The organism is Idiomarina sp. OXR-189, from assembly GCF_034373425.1.
Lineage (GTDB): Bacteria > Pseudomonadota > Gammaproteobacteria > Enterobacterales > Alteromonadaceae > Idiomarina > Idiomarina zobellii.
In genome coordinates this window covers 2,474,450-2,491,788 of the sequence record NZ_CP139706.1, presented here as the reverse complement: position 1 = coordinate 2,491,788, position 17,339 = coordinate 2,474,450, and the positions used below count along the sequence as shown (strand labels likewise).

Genomic DNA, 17,339 nt, shown 5'->3' with positions numbered 1-17,339 from the left:
GCGTTAGCAACATTCAGTGATCACAGCAGCAACGGTGGTGTGCTCTATATCTTTGACAACGTCTGCCTGGCCAATGGCGGTAGGCAATACAAAATGCAGCTGGCCGTCTTTGACCTTTTTGTCACGCTGCATGTACTCCAACCACGACTCCCACGGCATGTCCGGGCAACGGGTTGGCAGTTCAAACGCTGTCAGCAGCTCTTTAATTCGTCGAAAATCTGACGCCGATAGCCGCTGAGTCACTTCTGACAGCTTAGATGCAATTATGATGCCAGCAGAAACGGCTTCGCCATGTGTCCATTCGCCGTAGGTTGTGGCGGCTTCAATGGCGTGTCCAAAGGTGTGACCGAGGTTCAAAAGTGCTCGTAAGCCTTTTTCGCGCTCATCTTTAGCCACGACATCGGCTTTTATTTCACAGCTGCGCTTTATGGCATAGGTTAAAGCGTCAGGATCTTGCTGTTTTAACTCTGCCGCGTGGTGCTCCAGCCAATGGAAAAAGTCGGCGTCATAAATAATGCCGTACTTAACAATTTCCGCCAGGCCACTGCGAAAGTCTCGTTCGGTTAAGGTTTGCAGGCAGTCGATATCGATAGTGACCGACTTAGGTTGGTAAAACGCACCAATAAGGTTTTTACCGTGAGGATGGTTTACGGCGGTTTTCCCGCCCACCGAAGAGTCCACTTGCGACAACAAGGTTGTCGGTATTTGATAAAAATCGACGCCACGTTGAAAAGTCGCGGCCACAAAGCCTGCTAAGTCGCCAACCACACCTCCGCCTAAGGCAATAATGCCGCAGTCGCGGTTGTAGCCTTTACTGATTAACCGGTCCATTATTTCAGCGTAACTGTCGAGGTTCTTAAACTGCTCGCCGTCGCGCATTTCAAAAAAGTCGACATGGTGGTCGGTTAGCACGTTCAGCAAGGGCTTAAGATAGTACTGGCTCACCGTTGGATTGGTGATAATAAACAGCTGTTTATTGAGTTTATGGGCGTTGGTTGTGCGGAAGTTGGCAAGTTGTTCGTTGCCAATATGGATAGTGTAGCTGCGTTCGCCTAATGAGACTTGAACCTCGGCCATGAACGCAGCTCCTTTGTTTTATCCCAGCCCGTTAATGGTATCGAGCTGATCAATAATGTCATTGACGACAAATTTTGCACTTTGGTCGTCAGTTTGTACGGTAATGTCCGCAATTTCTTCGTACAGCGGGTTACGTACGTCAGCAAGCTCTTCTAATACTTCACGCGGGTCGTCGGCTTCTGCAATAAGAGGACGACGTTTATCACGCTGGGTACGTGCTAATTGCTTCTCAATAGGGGTTTTTAAATAAACCACAATACCCCGGGCTGATAAACGGTTACGGCTTTCTTTGCTCATTACCGAGCCGCCACCAGTCGCAAGCACTATGCCCATTTTCTCAGTGAGTTCTTCTATGACTTTCTCTTCACGCGCGCGGAAGCCTTCTTCACCTTCCAGCTCAAACACCCAGCTGATATCCGCACCGGTACGGCGCTCTATCTCTGAATCAGAGTCATAAAAGTCTAAATGTAATTGTCTGGCGATTTGACGGCCAATCGTACTTTTGCCAGCCCCCATGGGCCCAACAAGAAAAATATTACGTTTCTCAGCCATATTCCTGCTTACATCATTGGTTAAAATTAGCTGTAACTCACGAATCCGGAGTGTCTGGAGAATCTCCCAACCCAACGAAAAGAAGCGGGATTATCTCAACTCGGAGTCACTTTAGCAATAGCCATTGGTAGCCGTGTTAGTTTTGCTGCAGAATCGTTGGTGTGACGAATATCATCAACTCACGTTTCTCTTTGCGTTGCTGCTCATGTGAGAACAGACTACCTAACACTGGAACAGACCCTAAGATGGGGACGCGACTGTCATCATTCAAGCTGTGTTCCTGAAATATTCCGCCAAGTACGATGGTTTCCCCATTGCGAGCCAGCACCCGAGTGGACATTTCCTGGGTATCTATGGCGACAGCGGGGCCGGTGGGCGTTGCTACGGTGTCGCCTCGCGTATTTTGGGTAATGGTTAAGTCCATCAGTACATGATTGTTGGGTGTGATCAATGGCGTCACGCTAAGGCCCATAACTGCTTTTTTAAACTGCACCGCGGTGGCACCGTGCGCTGCGGTTTCAACATAGGGAATCTCCGTGCCTTGTTCAATGTAGGCTGCTTGCTGGTTCGAGGTAAATATTTTCGGGCTGGTAATAATTTCGGCTTTATTTTCCTGCTCTAGTGCGGTGAGCTCTAAGTCGAGCAGAATGTCGTCGCTAAGCCGGGCTAAGTTGGCTGAAAAGGTGCCTGCCGGGTTGGTGACAGGTAAGTCGACGTGCATACCTTTAATAAAACCGGCTCCTTCTTCTGGCACCGACAACCCATAGTTAGAAGCACCCCAGCGTACGCCCAGAGCTTTACTCACGTTGGCTTTAACGGTAACCATGCGCGCTTCAATAAGTACCTGTTGCACCGGAATATCTAGTTTCTCAATCACTCGACGAACCGACTCGACTTGCTCGGGCGTGTCGCGAATAATCAACGTATTGGTGCGCTCGTCGACGCTAACGGCACCGCCTTCCGACAAGAAGCTTTGCTGGTCGTTCTTCAGTAACGCGGCTAAGTCTGCGGCCTTGGCAAAGTTGATGCGCAAAAGAGTAGAGGTACGCTCGTCGTTGTCTTCTTGCTCCTGAGGCTCGGTGGTTACCCACAACAAATCGCCCTGCCGCTTTAAATGCAGGCCGTGTGTACTGACGACGCTTTCAAAGGCATTTCTCCAAGTGACACCGTTCAGTTTTAAGGTCGACTCTCCGCTTATGTCGTTACCAATAAGAATATTCAGCTCATGCTGGTCGGCCAGCAGTTGCAGTAACTGTCGAAGCGGCAGGCCGTCCGTAGACAGCGAAACAGGCTCATTTAGCTGCTGCTCAGACAAAAGAAACGTCCAGTCTAAGCGACTCGCGCTCACAGAAGATGTGTGGAATAGAAATAAAGAGGCCAGTAGGCAGGTTGTTATAAAATGCTTCATGAAGCGTCACTTTCCTTGTTGATGCGCAGTTGCTCAGAGTGTTTATGCCAGCAGTCTCCGGACTGTTGCCAGTGAGAAAGGATTAAGCTGTCTGAATGAATTGTGTCGAGTTGGGTGTGTTGTCCTAACCAGTCGCCCTCTAAAGCCGTTACCCACTTCTGGTTTTGGCTTTTAAAAATGGCTTTTCGGTTGGGAGCGGTTTGTATGGCGGTTAACCTTGCATCAGACATTTGAGGCACAACAAAATGAGGCTGTGTGCCGCTAAATGGTTTGTCATAACAGGACAAGGTCGGCACATTAATGGGCTTAAAATGATTAGCGTATATGGGCTTCTCTAATTGGCTGATGCTGTGCTCGGTTTGCCACCGAAATTGCCACTGGAGTACGCCGTAAACATCACTGTTGTTAGCGCCCAGAGCTTCCCAGCGCAGGCTTTCTGTCTCCGGAAAATGTGAATATTGTTTGTATTGAGAACGAACAACTTCAGCGAGGAACCGCGTTGCTTGTTGGGGGTCGGCTTCAATGGTGACCAGCCAGGTGCTGTCTGCAGAGCCAGAGCGTTGGTAGTGAAGGTTAATGGGGTAGCGTTGGACAATATCAGATAACAGCTCATCCACTGGCGCTGACGGACTCAGCTTAGCAGGCTCTCCGGCAAGCGTCGGAATGGGGCTGGCTAACTGCTCTGCGTTATCTGAAATAAGCTCACGTAACCGGTGCGACTGATGTGCGGTAAAAAAATAGGCCGACACAGCGCAAAGAATGCAAATAGCAACAAATAAGATTGACCAGAAGCCGATAGCTTTTGTGACCGAGCTTTTCATGACGATGACCTTTCTAGTACAAACAGCACGCGCTTTTCAGGCAGAAGTTGCTGATGCAGGGAGCTGGCAACTTCCGGGTTTTTCCAGTGCGCGTTCAACCAGTTTTTTAACGCCTCGATTTGGGCGATACGGTCGTATAATGAGGTCACTTCCAGTCGACTGTTGCTCAGCTTAACGCTGGCTTCGCCGGACTCGATAGGCAGTTTCTCTAGAAGCGCGGCAAATGCATTCAGTTCATCACTGACACTTTGTTGCCTGCGCAAAAAGGCGTCTCTTTTAACCTGTGCTTGTCGCTGCTTTTCATAAATGTGTTGTTTGTGCTTGCGGCTTTCTAACTGTTGAGACTGCTGCAGAGCTATTTTATTGGCGTTATCTATAATGGGCTGATAACTGACAATAAACTGCGCCGTTAAGGCAATAGCGCCCAGACACAAGCTAACACCAATAAAACTCAGCGCCGGATGCTTAAAAACATGATAGCGGTTGTCTTTGGAAACCAGGTTTAACGATGCCATTGACTGAACCCTCTGAGAGCTAAGCCGACAAGGGCTATTTCGTTGTCTAAGGCGGACACAGTGGGCGCGGGCTCGTCAGCAAACAGCGGTGCGGTAGATAAAGCAATGTGCTTGCTGAAAGACTGGCTCTCACACGTTGTGCGCAATGCGGATTGCGCGACCTTATCGCCAAAGCTGAATAGCCAGTAGTCATCCATATCAGAGACCCGTTGCAGCAACTCAGCAGTGGCCAGTTTCTCGAACCGTTGAAAGCGGCCACTTTCACAATAAATGAGTGTCGACACCTTTTGGCGCAACTCAGCAATAATCCATTTCATGTTCGAGGAAAAGCGAGCACCTTCCGGCCATAAATACGGAATGAGTGTATTGGTGGCGCGAATTATCGAATGGTAAATAGGCTCAATGACTTTGACCGGAATGTTAAGAGGCGCCAAGTCCGATATCAACTGTTGCAGCGCCCGGTCTGAGCTAATCGCCGCTTCAATTTGACCGCTATCATGCTGAATAAAGTCGTAAGAAAAACCGGCTTCGTTGTCCATAGTTGAGGGCAGCTGCTGTAAAATACTTTCCTCAACACTGACGGTAGAAGATTCGTTAGACAGCTGCTGGTAATGCACGGCTTGATAGTCTAACGCTGATATTAAGCCAGAGCGTTTGAACCGCTGGGTGGTTAATTGGGCGGTCAGTTCGTGGGCAAAGTTCTGAACGGTAAAGCGTCCGTGGCTTCTGTTCAGCTGCAAAATTTTACAATTTTCTTGCTGAATACAGACCGCGATGGGTGTTTGCTCAAGCAGCGACATGAAACAATATCCTTATTGTGTAAAAGCCAGATGCAATCGTAGTGTTCTGAACAAAAATCCGCCATAATATGCGGGTAGGAATTGAACGGTAGGTAGTGTCGGAAAATGCTTATTTTGCCGACAGTTACATTTTAAGTGGTTATGGAGCAGGTCATTGAAGTGGTTTAAAAGGCTACTCTACACAATGTTAATTTGTGTGGTTCTTGGTGGTGCAACAGTTGGTGGACTTTATTTATACGTCAAACCCGAACTGCCTAGTGTCGAAACGCTGCGCGACGTTCGTTGGCAGACCCCAATGCAGGTGTTTACCGCCGACGGGCACCTAGTCTCACAATTTGGTGAGAAGCGTCGTATTCCTATTAAGCTCGAAGATGTACCTCAGCCACTTATTGATGCCTTCCTGGCGACCGAAGACAGTCGTTTTTACGAACACTTTGGTGTTGACCCTATTGGCGTTATGCGGGCGTTTAGCGTGCTCATAACAACCGGTGAAGTGCAGCAAGGGGCCAGTACCATTACTATGCAGCTGGCGCGCAACTTCTTTTTGACGTTTGAACGCGCGCTCATGCGTAAAATTAAAGAGTCCTTTATTGCTGTGCATATTGAACAGCAACTGAGTAAAGACGAAATTCTGGAGCTTTACTTAAATAAAATCACCTTCGGTCATCGAGCTCACGGTATTGGTGCAGCAGCCCAGGTTTATTACGGTAAAGAGCTGCATGAGTTAACGCTGGCACAAATGGCGACGCTGGCAGGTCTGCCGAAAGCGCCCTCTAACCTAAACCCAATTTCTAATCCACAGGCATCAAAAGAACGCCGCAGAGTTGTGCTGCTGCGTATGCTGGATGAAAACAAAATTACTCGCACGCAATTTGATGAAGCGGCCAATGCACCGGTGACAGCGCGTCGACATGGTGCCGAAGTTACCGTGAGTGCTCCTTACCTGGCAGAAATGGTGCGTCAGGAAATGGTCGACCGTTTTGGTGAAGAAGAGGCTTATACTGGCGGTTACAACGTTTACACAACGGTAAAAAGTGATGTTCAGTTAGCCGCTCGTCAAGCCGTGTGGGATAACCTGCATAGCTACGACGAACGTCACGGTTATCGCGGACCTATCAGTATTCTCTGGTCTGAAGAAGAAGGCCAGGAAGCGTTACCTCAAGAAGAAATAGAGCAGTATTTAGAGCAGCTGAAACGCATTGGCGATGTAACACCTGCTGTTGTTACTGGCGTTGAGGAGCAGACGGCAACTGTGATGGTCAAAGGCGCTGGTGCTGTTACTTTGCCCTGGGAGTCGATGCACTGGGCGCGCGAATACCTCAATGAAGAGCGTCAGGGCGAGCCACCAGAAACCGCATCCGATATTATGCAGCCGGGACACGTTATTTGGTTGCGCACCGTTAACGAGCAATGGCGTTTAGCGCAAATACCCGAGCCGAGTTCAGCAATTGCGTCGCTAAGACCAGACGATGGCGCCGCGGCTGCCGTCGTTGGTGGGTATAGTTTCACTCTGAGTCAATACAACCGGGCGCTGCAGGCCGAGCGTCAGGTGGGGTCGAACATAAAGCCATTGATTTATTCAGCGGCGTTTGAAGAAGGATTGACGTTAGCAACGTTGGTCAATGACGCACCCATCAACCAATGGAACCCGGGGTCAGGCATTGCGTGGCGTCCAAAGAACTCGCCCGAGGTCTATGAAGGGCCTATTCGCTTGAGAAAAGGCCTGGCGAAGTCTAAAAACGTGGTATCTGTGCGCTTAATTCGCGAGGTTGGTGTTGAGAAAGTTGCCGACCACATTGCTAAGTTTGGTTTAAAAAGAGATACCATTCCTGAAAATGAATCGCTGTCACTGGGCTCGTTATCGATGACCCCAATGGAAGTGGCACGGGCCTATGCGGTATTTGCGAATGGCGGCTTTTTAGTCGAACCGTACTTTATCGACCGGATTGAAGATATGGATGGCAATACGGTTTATAAGGCTGATCCGGTGCGGGCTTGTTACGACTGCGAAAAGCCAGCTCCTCAAGTTATTAGCGAACAGAACGCGTTTTTGGTTGAGCAGGCAATGAACTCTGCCGTTTGGGGTGGTGGCAGCTGGCCAAATGGCACCGGCTGGAATGGTACGTCCTGGCGTATTCAGCGTTCGAAGCCTATTACTCAGGAAGTGGGTCGTAACATTGCCGGTAAAACCGGTACCACCAATGACGTGCGGGACACTTGGTTCTCGGGTTTCACTTCAGGCTTAGTGACGACCACCTGGGTTGGTTTTGATGACGTTTCAAGAAAGCTGGGACGCACCAGTAAGCACCCTGAAGTTGATTCTAGCCAGCAAGCGATAACAGGCGGTGAAGCCGGCGCAAAAACAGCTTTACCGGGCTGGATACTCTTTATGGAAAAAGCGATTCCTGAATACCCGGCGCGAGAGTTCAGCATACCGCCGGGCGTGGTGAATGTTCGTATCGATTTAGAAACGGGCAAACTGTCGCGTAAAAACGACTATACCTCACGGTTCGAGTACTTTATTAGAGGTACAGAGCCTACGGAGTACGTTCGCGGCGACAGTAACAACGATGATATTTTCGAAGATGAAGGCGGGTTGTTTTAACGCCCGCCTATTGAACCGAAAATTAATGACCGACAGACAGCTTCCCAAGTAGCTGGTTAAGGTCTGACTGCACCCCGCCGGCTGTGACGTGCTTGCCGGCTCCGGGGCCGCTAATTACTAATGGCATTTCCGAATACCAGTCTGTGTAAATCACGAAGATATTCTCGCCTGGAATAAGGTTCGCCAGCATATCGCCCTCAGGTATGTATTCAATACCAATGCTTGCCGTGACTTTATTGTCCTGGCTCACCGAAAAGCTGGCCAGTAAGCGAGGGACTTTTCCGTCTTTCGCTGCTTCTTCCAGCATTTGGTTCATAGGTTCATCCATGTCCGTTACTTTATCCATAAACTCAGCCGCAGAAATGTCCCGCAAATGCTCTGGCACCAAGGACTGAACCTGTATGTCCTGCCAGTCGAGTTTTAAGCCAATTTCGCGCGCAAGAATAAGCAGTTTTCGGACTAAGTCCTGACAGGAGAGATCCTCGCGTGGATCCGGCTCGGTGTAACCTCGGGTCTTGGCTTCTTTGACTAAGTCACTAAAGTTGACGCCTTTGGTGAAGTTTTCGAACAACCAGGACATTGTGCCTGAGAATATTCCAGAAATACTGCGAATTTCATCGCCTGAGTTACGCAGGTCGTTAATGGCATAGTTAAGCGGAAGCCCGGCGCCAACCGTGGTGTTGTATAGCCACTCGCGTTTGTACTCGTGTTGAATGGTGCGTATTTCGCGGTACAAAGCCTCGTCGGCCGAGCCTGCGCGCTTGTTGGCGCTAATAATGTGCATGCCGTTGGCAAACAAGCTTGGGTACAGTTGCGCTATCTGTTTGGCATCGGTTAAATCAATAACGACAAGTTCGTCATAAGGCGCGTTAGGTAGCTCTCTTAGCAGTTCGGTTAACACATAAGGGCGTGCCAAACGGTCAAAGTCGCTGGCCCACTCACCTAAGTCGACCCCGTTGTAATCCAGCCAAAGCTGGCGTGAGTTAGCAATGCCAATAACCCGTACGTCCATGACTTGGTTAATGCGGTCACGCTGTTGACGGAACAACTCGAGCCAGGCACTGCCAATATTGCCGCGACCAATCACTAAAACACCCAAACTGCGGCGATAGTTAAAGAGCTGGCTGTGCAGGCGGTTAAGCAGTCGGCTGTCGAGTGATTGCTCTAAAATAGCAACGGCAGAATCACCTTTTTCACTGAGTACGAAGCGACGAACTTTTTGCTCAGACAGCTGCAGCTTGAAGGTCGAAAACTGATCAGTTTCCTGAATACGGTTGCCCACAATGGCCAGCATTGAGTAGCCGCGAATTTGTGTAATGGCATCGTTGGCATCGACCTTGTCGAGCCACTCGTTAAGGTAGTCAGCATGGTTTTGATGAAAGACCAAATACTGCGTGTGATTTTCCGGCTCTACCCAGCTGACTAGTGGCGTTAAGTCCAGCTCGTCGAGCTTTTTAACAAGTGCTTTGTCGTGCAGCTGTACTTTAAACAGCAACACTTCAGAAAGCGACGTGAATACTTTGCCGCGAGGCTCTGTGTCGTGGAACTGACCAATGCGGGTTTTCTGGTTTTCCACTTTCAAACTGGAACGAACGGAAATGACCATGCGGTTACGGTCGACCGGCTGAAAAGTTCTGGGGTGCAGAACCGGGCTGCCCAGACGAGCCAATTCTTCGGCTTCTGTCCAGTCGAGCGTAGGCAAGCTGACAACTCGTTCGACTTTGCGCGGATCGGCTGAGTAAACACCGGCAACGTCTTTCCAAATCGTGACTTGTTTTACGTCGAGCAAACTGCCGACCAAGGTAGCGGAGTAGTCACTGCCGTTACGACCCAATGTCAGGCTTTCGCCATTTAAACCGCGTGCGATAAAGCCAGTGACAATAAAACGGGTGCCTGAGTGGGGCGCGACACGTTTGAGCAAATTCTCGCGTGATTTTTCGACCTGAATAACGGGTTCAGGGGCATCGGCGGCCAATAAGAAGTCACGGGCATCGATGTAGTCAGCGCGCGTACCTTGCTTTTGTAACAGGGCTGCCAGTAAGCGGGCAGACCAAAGTTCACCGTAAGATAAAAGCTCTGCGTTGTGCGTTATCGTTTCTTCGCCGGCCAGCCATTGTCGCCAACGGGCAAAGTCTGTGCAAGATTGCTTTAGTAGTCGTTCAGCGAGGTCGCCACTTAATAACTCTGTAATAAGCCCCTGCTGAAACTGTTCGAGTTGGTCAAGTAAAATAGATGCCGTGTCGCCTGGATTGTCTTTGGCGTTAATAATGGCAAGTATGCGGTTGGTGGTGTCGCCAGCCGCCGAAACCACAACGAGATCACTGGCGCCGGCGTATTCTGTTACAATACGCGCAACGCGGCGGTAACAGAATGCGTCTGCTAAGCTGCTGCCGCCAAATTTATGTACTTGCACGCTGTCAGCCACGTTTTGTTTTTCTGCGTCAGTGATCGGTACGTCTGTCATCCCATTTTCCTTAATAACTCTGCGTCTACTGTGGCTTTGGAAAGCGCTATTTCCTTAAGGCTAAAATATTGTGACGCAAATGTCAGCAATTTTTAGCCATCTAGACGGATAAAAATTGACGGGGCGGCTCAGTTGGGTACAATTCAATATAACTTATGTGGTTTTGTTATAACGCAGGGCAAAAATAATGAAGTGGAACGGTGAATATATCTACCCATACGCTGAACATGGTCGTAAGAGCCAACAGGTAAAAAAAGTGACGGTGTCTATTCCGACCCGCGTACTGAAAGTTCTTACGGATGAGCGAACTCGCCGTCAGGTTAACAATTTGCGCCATGCTACCAACAGCGAACTACTGTGTGAGGCTTTTTTACACGCTTTTACGGGGCAGCCGTTACCCACAGACGATGACTTGAAAAAAACGAACCCTGAGAAAATACCAAAAGCGGTGCGAGATGAGCTGGAAAAACGTGGTTTGCCCATCCCCACCGACGACGAATTGGACGATTAATCCATCATATAATTGTCCGGCATATCGATTTTGGCGACGCCGGACTTCACTGCGGCCTCCGCAACTGCGCGGGCAACGCGCTGACACAAACGTGGATCAATAGGTTTAGGAATAATGTAGTCTCTGCCGAAGGTTAGCGACTTTTCTCCTGCGCCTTTCAGTACTGAGTCCGGTACTTCTTCTTTGGCGAGTTGGCGAATAGCTTCTACCGCTGCCACTTTCATTTCGTCATTAATAGCGGTAGCCCGTACGTCTAACGCCCCACGGAACATGAACGGAAAGCAAAGTACGTTATTCACCTGATTTGGATAGTCAGAGCGACCTGTCCCCATAATGAGGTCATCCCGCGCAGCCATTGCTACTTCAGGTTTAATTTCCGGATCAGGGTTAGAGCAGGCAAATATCACCGGGTTGGGTGCCATGAGTTTTAACTCTTCCGGGCTTAATAGGTCGGGGCCCGACACGCCAACGAAAATATCTGCACCGTCAATTACGTCTTTTAATGTGCGCTTGTCGGTGTTGTTTGCAAACAGTTGCTTGTACTCATTTAAGTCGTCGCGGCGTGTATGAATAACGCCTTTTGAGTCGAGCATATAAATGTGCTCGCGCTGAGCGCCGCATTTAATCAGCAACTCCATACAAGCAATAGCGGCAGCGCCGGCACCTAAACAAACAATGCGTGAGTCAGCCAGTTTTTTACCCTGAATTTCCAGTGCGTTGAGCATACCGGCAGCGGTAACAATGGCGGTACCGTGCTGATCATCGTGAAAAACCGGGACATTACAGCGTTCAATTAGCGCTTGTTCAATTTCGAAGCACTCGGGCGCTTTAATATCTTCTAAGTTAATACCACCGAAGGTATCGGCAATGTTAGCGACCGTATTGATAAAGTCCTGTGTGGTGCGGTGACTCACCTCAATATCTATTGAGTCCAGCCCGGCGAAGCGCTTGAACAACAGCGCTTTACCTTCCATAACCGGCTTAGAGGCTAACGGACCTAAGTTACCTAAACCAAGAATAGCGGTGCCGTTGGAAATAACCGCGACCATATTGCCTTTTGCGGTGTAACGATAGGCATTGTCCGGGTCTTGTGCTATTTCTCGCACGGGCTCGGCAACACCTGGGCTGTATGCCAATGCTAAGTCTTTACTGGTTTCAGCGGGGGTGGTGAGCTCAACCGATATTTTTCCGGGGGTTGGGTATTCGTGGTAGTCCAGTGCCTGTTGGCGAAAGTCAGTCATGAGGTGCGTTGCCCAATTTGCGTTACTGAGAATAATGACAGTCTATCGCTTCTCAGTGAAGAAACAAATCATACCTCCCGTAAGTTAGCTGGCAGTAAACTTTTAGGGTGGTTAAAAGTACACCGGTTAACTTTTCTTTAACAATAGGCTTTTCAGCGGTGCGGGAAACAAAAAAGGCGCTGTTTAGCGCCTTTTCTAATAAATCTACTCTAAAGTAGCGTTTTCTATAGCTTTTCTTAGGCTTATTTCTTGCCCAGAGCGCCAAAACGCTTCTTAAATTTGTCGACACGACCACCAGTGTCCATTACACGTTGCTTACCAGTGTAGAATGGGTGGCACTCTGAACATACGTCAACCAGCAAGTCTTCGGTGCGGGTAGAACGAGTTTCAAATTTATTGCCGCAAGAGCAAGTTACGTTAATTGCTTCGTACTTAGGATGAATACCTTGTTTCATGGGGTTACCTCAGTTATGGGCCGCATCGCCATTCGATCCAAAGCCGAACACCATGCGCAAAAAAACATCAATGATTTAAGAGCCGCGCATTTTAAGCGATCAACGGCTTGTGATCAAGCAGAATCTATTGCCTTGTATTATCGGTGTCCGCGTTTCAAAATAGAGCCATGACGCAAGCCAATACCAGTGGTGAGCGGCGCTATAAAATTGCGTTGCCACTGCCTCTTAGACAAACTTATGACTACCTGTGCAACAGCCCTGAGCCATTGCCGCAGGGCGTAAGAGTGCGCGTACCCTTCGGACAACGTCAGCTGGTTGGCTATGTTGTCAGTGAAGCAAATGATCCTGCGCCTGAATTTGAGCTGAAATACGTAAAAAACGTGCTCGACTCTAATCGGTTGTGGCCAGACGATGTGTGGCAGCTCGTCAACTGGGCGGCCGATTACTACCATCATTCGTTGGGAGACGCTGCGGCAAACAGTTTACCGGTGCTGTTGCGAAAAGGCGATGCACCCGAGTATTTAACCGAAACCTTCTACGCGTTAACCGACTTGGGGCTGGCACAGTCCATTAACGACTTGAAAGGGGCAACACGACAACAGCAGGTGTTGGCCGCTCTGAAGCACCAACCGCTGCGGCGCAGTGACTTAAGTGATATTGGCGTAAGCTCGGCGGTGCTCAGAACGTTGCAGGACAAAGGTTGGATAACCGTTCAGGAACGGGCACCGAAGAAGCCGAAAGACTGGCGCAGTCAGCAGACGGTATTGCGTGAGGAAGGTCACTCGCTGAATACCGAGCAGGCTGTGGCGGTATCGACCATTAACCAGCAGCGCAAGCATAGTACGTTGTTGCTGGAGGGGGTTACCGGCAGTGGTAAAACAGAAGTGTATTTACAAGCCATGCAGCCAGTGCTGGAACGTGGTGAGCAAGTGTTGGTATTGGTGCCTGAAATCGGCTTGACACCGCAGACCCTGCAACGCTTTAAAGAACGCTTCGATGTGCCTGTGGTGATGCTGCACTCTGCCATGAGTGACCGCGAGCGCTTAAATACCTGGCTGGATGCAAAGCACGGCCATGCTGCCATTGTTATTGGCACCCGTTCGGCAGTGTTTACCCCCTGCCAGAAGCTGGGTCTTATTGTTGTGGATGAAGAGCATGACTTGTCTTACAAACAGCAGGACGGCTTTCGGTATCATGCGCGGGACTTAGCCACGAAGCGTGCGGCGCTTTTAGACATACCACTGGTATTGGGCAGTGCGACAGCCTCATTAGAAACATTAAATAACGCGGTGAGTAAACGCTTCCACTGGCTTAAGTTGGGTCAGCGAGCCGGCGGCGCGGAAATGGTCAAGCACGAGCTTATTGACTTGAAACAGCAACCGGTAAAAGCGGGTATTTCAAAAGCGTTGCAGGAGCAAATTCAAACCGAAATTGAGCGCGGCAACCAGGTGTTACTGTTTTTAAACCGTCGCGGGTTTGCACCGGCATTGATGTGTCACGAGTGCGGTTGGCTGGCGCAGTGTCACCGCTGTGACGCTTATTACACCGTGCATAAGACTCACCAGCAACTGCAGTGTCACCATTGTGGTAGCCAGCAACGAATACCGCGACAATGCGGTTCGTGTGGTTCGCCGCAGCTTATTTCGCATGGGGTCGGCACCGAGCAGCTGGAACACACGTTAAAAGAAATGTTCCCGGGGCGTGGTGTGCTGCGTATTGACAGGGACTCTACACGTCGCAAAGGTCAGCTGGACGAATACCTGCAAAAAGCGACTAATAACGAGTACCCGCTTCTGGTGGGCACGCAAATGCTGGCGAAAGGGCACCATTTTCCCAATGTTACTTTGGTCGCTTTGCTGGATGTCGACGGCGCGCTTTACAGTGCCGACTTTCGTGCAGCAGAGCGCCTGGGGCAGCTGTATACCCAGGTCGCCGGGCGTGCCGGGCGAGAACATAAAGCGGGTAAAGTGGTATTGCAAACCCACCACCCTGAACATGAGCTCATTCAGGACTTGCTCAACAACGGGTATTCGCATTTTGCGTTAACCGCCCTTGCTGAGCGTCAGCAAAGTGAGCTGCCGCCATTTTCATATTTGGCGCTGTTTCGGGCAGAAGCAACCGACCGCGACGCGGTCATACAGGCAATGACTCAAATTCAGCAGTTAATGCCCGACGTAGAAGGGGCTTTTTTATTAGGCCCAATGCCGGCCCTGATGGAACGTAAAGCCGGTCGTTACCGGTATCAATTGCTGTTACATTGTCCTTCAAGGAAGCTGCGATTCCAGCTTATTGAGCACTTGCTGCCGCAAATTAACGCCTTGCCGTTATTGAAGAAAGTACGTTGGTCGCTGGATATCGACCCACAAGACTTTAGCTGATTAACACTTAAGCGGTTTTTTTTATCGGGCGTAGCGATTAAACTATACGCTTTGAATTTGAGCGTCTTGAATTTCCTCTTCGATTTTTCATACAGGTAGTCGCATTAATGAAAGAACAACTTGAACAGTTACTGGCCGAAGCGATTGGTCAACTTAAAGCACAGGGCACTTTGCCTGATGATCTCCCAGTAAACATTAAGTTGGACCGTCCCCGAGACAAATCGCACGGTGATTTTGCGACGAACCTCGCACTGATGTTGGCGAAGCCTGCTAAGTCGAACCCGCGTCAGTTAGCCGAAGCCATTATTGAGGCGATTCCAGAAAATACGTTGCTGGCAAAAACCGATATTGCCGGACCGGGTTTTATTAATTTCACGATTTCACAAGACCAGTTGAAAGATCAGTTGAGCGCGATGTTCAGTAGCGACCGCCTGAACGTCGATGTTGCTGACAATAGCGAAACCATTGTTATTGACTACTCGTCACCAAACCTGGCGAAAGAGATGCACGTTGGTCATTTACGTTCAGCCATTATCGGCGACGCAGTGTCTCGGGTCAGCGAGTTTTTAGGGCATAAAGTCATTCGTCAAAACCATGTCGGTGACTGGGGGACTCAGTTTGGTATGTTGCTGGCGTACATGGAAGCGCTGGACAACCAGTCAGCAGAGTACGAACTGAGCAACCTGGAAACCTTCTATAAAGCGGCGAAACAACGTTTCGACGAAAGCGAAGAGTTTGCTGACCGCGCGCGTCAGTTGGTGGTGAAGCTGCAGTCTGGCGACGAGTATTGCCTGAAGCTTTGGAACCAGTTTATTGATGTATCTCTCAGCCATTGTCAGGACGTTTACGACCGTTTAGGTGTTAAGTTAACGCGCGACGACGTGATGGCAGAAAGTGCCTACAACGATAAGCTGCCGGGCGTTATTGAGCATCTGCGTGAAAAAGGGCTGTTAACGGAAGACGAGGGCGCACAGTGTGTTTTCCTAGAAGAATTTAAAGGCAAAGAAGACGAGCCTCTGCCAATTATTGTTCAGAAAAAAGGCGGCGGTTACTTGTATGCAACCACTGACTTAGCAGCTATTGAATATCGCCAAAAAGTCTTAGGCGGTGACCACCTCATGTACTTTGTCGATGCGCGTCAGTCATTGCACTTTGATCAGATTTTTACACTGGCTCGCAAAGCCGGTTTTGTCGAAGGTGATATTAAACTGGACCATTACGGTTTCGGTACGGTTATGGGCAAAGACGGTAAGCCATACAAGAGTCGAGACGGTGGTGTGACTAAGCTGGCCGACTTGCTGGACGAAGCGGAGCGCCGCGCACTGGAGCTGCTGCAACAAAAAACAACGGACCTAACCGAAGACGAGCAAAAACGCGTTGCTGAAGTGGTTGGCATTAGCTCGGTGAAATACGCCGATTTATCGAAAAACCGCACCAGCGACTACATTTTCGACTGGGATCACATGCTGACATTCGAAGGCAATACGGCCCCGTATTTGTTGTACGCCTTTACCCGTGTGAACAGTATTTTTTACCGTTTGGGTGAGACCGGCTTTGATGAAAGTGCCGACTTCATTTTAGACGACGAGCGTGAACTTGCGCTGGCAAACCAACTGGTTCGTTTCAACGAGGTGTTGGTTCAGGTGCAGAATAAAGCCATGCCGCACTTTTTATGCGGTTATTTGTTTGATTTGGCGGGGCGTTTCTCGAGCTTCTACGAAGCCTGCCCAATTTTGAATCAGGAAGACGAAGCACTGCGCAACAGTCGTTTGAAGCTGGCAAGGTTAACGGCCAATGTCTTGAAACAGGGCTTAGATTTACTGGGTATTCCAACGCTGGAGAAAATGTAGTTGAGTATGGATTACGCGAATCGTAAGCCGAAACAAAACAAGCGCAAGCCGTCGAAGAAAAAAGGCAGCAATAAGAAAACTCAGCGTGGTGCAAAACCGGTTAGTGACAGACAGCCAGTCCCCTGGGCTATCGTGATTATTGCGGTCGCAATTATTGCTGGCTTTGTCTATTTTCTGGTGTCTATTAGCGGCAAGTCTGAGGAACAGGCCAACCAACCTGAAGTTCAGGCACCTCCGGCGGACCTGCTTCCGGAGAAGTCAGCTGAGCGCTGGCGCTATATTGAAGAGCTGGAAAGCAAAGAAGTCGAAGTCGACGTGCCTGAACGCGAAGTGGGACCACAAAAACTTATGCAGTGCGGCTCATTCCGACAGCAGTCTGACGCTGAGCGTTTGCGCGCCCAAATTGCTATGGCGGGGTTAGAGTCGCAGGTTCGTGCCACCGAAGGCAGTAACGGCTTGTGGTATCGCGTTATCCTGGGGCCTTATGAAACCAAGCGTGATGCCGAGCGTGATCGCCATAAGTTGCAGCGTAATCAGGTATTTGGTTGCGCTATCTGGAACTGGAACATCGATTAGTCCCAGCCCACCATTGAAAAATCCTCAAAGGACCCTCAGATACTGGTCATCGTTGTCAGAAATTGACGCAAAGACAAAAAGAGGGT

The 17,339-nt window shown here is 49.6% G+C and carries 14 protein-coding genes; 5 read left to right on the top strand and 9 right to left on the bottom strand.

Annotated features, from left to right (window positions below; translation table 11 throughout):
- Positions 1-3: 3 nt before the first annotated feature.
- The 6 genes from aroB to UM402_RS12210 all read right to left on the bottom strand — a co-directional run bounded on the left by aroB (position 4) and on the right by UM402_RS12210 (position 5,173).
- Positions 4-1,077 carry a 3-dehydroquinate synthase gene (gene aroB / locus UM402_RS12235; protein ID WP_058578539.1) on the bottom strand — a complete coding sequence of 358 codons (1,074 nt, stop codon included), beginning with the start codon at positions 1,075-1,077 and terminating at the stop codon, positions 4-6.
- Between the two features lie 18 nt (positions 1,078-1,095).
- Positions 1,096-1,629 (bottom strand): shikimate kinase AroK, encoded by a 534-nt coding sequence (gene aroK / locus UM402_RS12230; protein ID WP_053953400.1) that lies wholly within the window; start codon positions 1,627-1,629, stop codon positions 1,096-1,098.
- Between the two features lie 136 nt (positions 1,630-1,765).
- A complete protein-coding gene (locus UM402_RS12225; protein ID WP_058578538.1) occupies positions 1,766-3,037 on the bottom strand; it encodes a type IV pilus secretin PilQ in 1,272 nt (423 codons plus the stop codon).
- Positions 3,034-3,858, bottom strand: a complete 825-nt coding sequence (locus UM402_RS12220) for a hypothetical protein (protein WP_058578537.1) — start codon at positions 3,856-3,858, stop codon at positions 3,034-3,036. Before UM402_RS12220 ends, UM402_RS12225 begins: the two co-directional genes overlap by 4 nt.
- Positions 3,855-4,373, bottom strand: a complete 519-nt coding sequence (locus UM402_RS12215) for a hypothetical protein (RefSeq protein WP_058578536.1) — start codon at positions 4,371-4,373, stop codon at positions 3,855-3,857. The genes UM402_RS12220 and UM402_RS12215 overlap by 4 nt, the downstream gene beginning before the upstream one ends.
- On the bottom strand, positions 4,361-5,173 hold the full coding sequence (locus tag UM402_RS12210; protein WP_058578535.1) for a hypothetical protein: 813 nt from the start codon (positions 5,171-5,173) through the stop codon (positions 4,361-4,363). The genes UM402_RS12215 and UM402_RS12210 overlap by 13 nt, the downstream gene beginning before the upstream one ends.
- A 154-nt stretch (positions 5,174-5,327) precedes the next feature.
- On the opposite strand from UM402_RS12210, the gene UM402_RS12205 reads away from it, so the two are divergent.
- Complete coding sequence (locus tag UM402_RS12205; protein WP_058578534.1) at positions 5,328-7,778, top strand: penicillin-binding protein 1A; 2,451 nt, start codon at positions 5,328-5,330, stop codon at positions 7,776-7,778.
- Between the two features lie 22 nt (positions 7,779-7,800).
- Here the strand turns inward: UM402_RS12205 and UM402_RS12200 are convergent, their stop codons facing one another.
- Positions 7,801-10,242: a bifunctional aspartate kinase/homoserine dehydrogenase II gene (locus UM402_RS12200; RefSeq protein WP_058578533.1), complete on the bottom strand. Its 2,442-nt coding sequence runs from the start codon at positions 10,240-10,242 to the stop codon at positions 7,801-7,803.
- Positions 10,243-10,429: 187 nt separating this feature from the next.
- Between UM402_RS12200 and metJ the strand changes: the two genes are divergently transcribed.
- The gene (gene metJ, locus UM402_RS12195; protein WP_053953393.1) at positions 10,430-10,753 is read left to right on the top strand and encodes a met regulon transcriptional regulator MetJ; all 324 of its coding nucleotides are present in this window, start codon (positions 10,430-10,432) and stop codon (positions 10,751-10,753) included.
- Here metJ and UM402_RS12190 read toward each other — a convergent pair.
- Positions 10,750-11,994 carry a malic enzyme-like NAD(P)-binding protein gene (locus tag UM402_RS12190; RefSeq protein ID WP_058578532.1) on the bottom strand — a complete coding sequence of 415 codons (1,245 nt, stop codon included), beginning with the start codon at positions 11,992-11,994 and terminating at the stop codon, positions 10,750-10,752. The genes metJ and UM402_RS12190 overlap by 4 nt on opposite strands.
- A gap of 242 nt (positions 11,995-12,236) precedes the next feature.
- Positions 12,237-12,449: a 50S ribosomal protein L31 gene (rpmE, locus tag UM402_RS12185; RefSeq protein WP_053953391.1), complete on the bottom strand. Its 213-nt coding sequence runs from the start codon at positions 12,447-12,449 to the stop codon at positions 12,237-12,239.
- Positions 12,450-12,616: 167 nt separating this feature from the next.
- On the opposite strand from rpmE, the gene priA reads away from it, so the two are divergent.
- The 3 genes from priA to UM402_RS12170 all read left to right on the top strand — a co-directional run bounded on the left by priA (position 12,617) and on the right by UM402_RS12170 (position 17,253).
- A complete protein-coding gene (gene priA, locus UM402_RS12180; protein ID WP_058578531.1) occupies positions 12,617-14,827 on the top strand; it encodes a primosomal protein N' in 2,211 nt (736 codons plus the stop codon).
- Between the two features lie 107 nt (positions 14,828-14,934).
- The gene (gene argS / locus UM402_RS12175) at positions 14,935-16,677 is read left to right on the top strand and encodes an arginine--tRNA ligase (RefSeq protein WP_058578530.1); all 1,743 of its coding nucleotides are present in this window, start codon (positions 14,935-14,937) and stop codon (positions 16,675-16,677) included.
- 6 nt (positions 16,678-16,683) lie between these two features.
- Positions 16,684-17,253: an SPOR domain-containing protein gene (locus UM402_RS12170; protein ID WP_058578529.1), complete on the top strand. Its 570-nt coding sequence runs from the start codon at positions 16,684-16,686 to the stop codon at positions 17,251-17,253.
- Positions 17,254-17,339: the final 86 nt, after the last annotated feature.

Excerpts from the sequence above, each read along its gene's own strand:
- UM402_RS12220 (WP_058578537.1), bottom strand. The coding sequence starts at position 3,858 with ATGAAAAGCTCGGTCACAAAAGCTATCGGCTTCTGGTCAATCTTATTT.
- UM402_RS12190 (WP_058578532.1), bottom strand. The coding sequence starts at position 11,994 with ATGACTGACTTTCGCCAACAGGCACTGGACTACCACGAATACCCAACC.
- UM402_RS12225 (WP_058578538.1), bottom strand. The coding sequence starts at position 3,037 with ATGAAGCATTTTATAACAACCTGCCTACTGGCCTCTTTATTTCTATTC.
- argS (WP_058578530.1), top strand. The coding sequence starts at position 14,935 with ATGAAAGAACAACTTGAACAGTTACTGGCCGAAGCGATTGGTCAACTT.
- UM402_RS12215 (WP_058578536.1), bottom strand. The coding sequence starts at position 4,373 with ATGGCATCGTTAAACCTGGTTTCCAAAGACAACCGCTATCATGTTTTT.
- UM402_RS12210 (WP_058578535.1), bottom strand. The coding sequence starts at position 5,173 with ATGTCGCTGCTTGAGCAAACACCCATCGCGGTCTGTATTCAGCAAGAA.
- metJ (WP_053953393.1), top strand. The coding sequence starts at position 10,430 with ATGAAGTGGAACGGTGAATATATCTACCCATACGCTGAACATGGTCGT.
- UM402_RS12170 (WP_058578529.1), top strand. The coding sequence starts at position 16,684 with ATGGATTACGCGAATCGTAAGCCGAAACAAAACAAGCGCAAGCCGTCG.
- priA (WP_058578531.1), top strand. The coding sequence starts at position 12,617 with ATGACGCAAGCCAATACCAGTGGTGAGCGGCGCTATAAAATTGCGTTG.
- aroB (WP_058578539.1), bottom strand. The coding sequence starts at position 1,077 with ATGGCCGAGGTTCAAGTCTCATTAGGCGAACGCAGCTACACTATCCAT.
- rpmE (WP_053953391.1), bottom strand. The coding sequence starts at position 12,449 with ATGAAACAAGGTATTCATCCTAAGTACGAAGCAATTAACGTAACTTGC.
- UM402_RS12200 (WP_058578533.1), bottom strand. The coding sequence starts at position 10,242 with ATGACAGACGTACCGATCACTGACGCAGAAAAACAAAACGTGGCTGAC.
- aroK (WP_053953400.1), bottom strand. The coding sequence starts at position 1,629 with ATGGCTGAGAAACGTAATATTTTTCTTGTTGGGCCCATGGGGGCTGGC.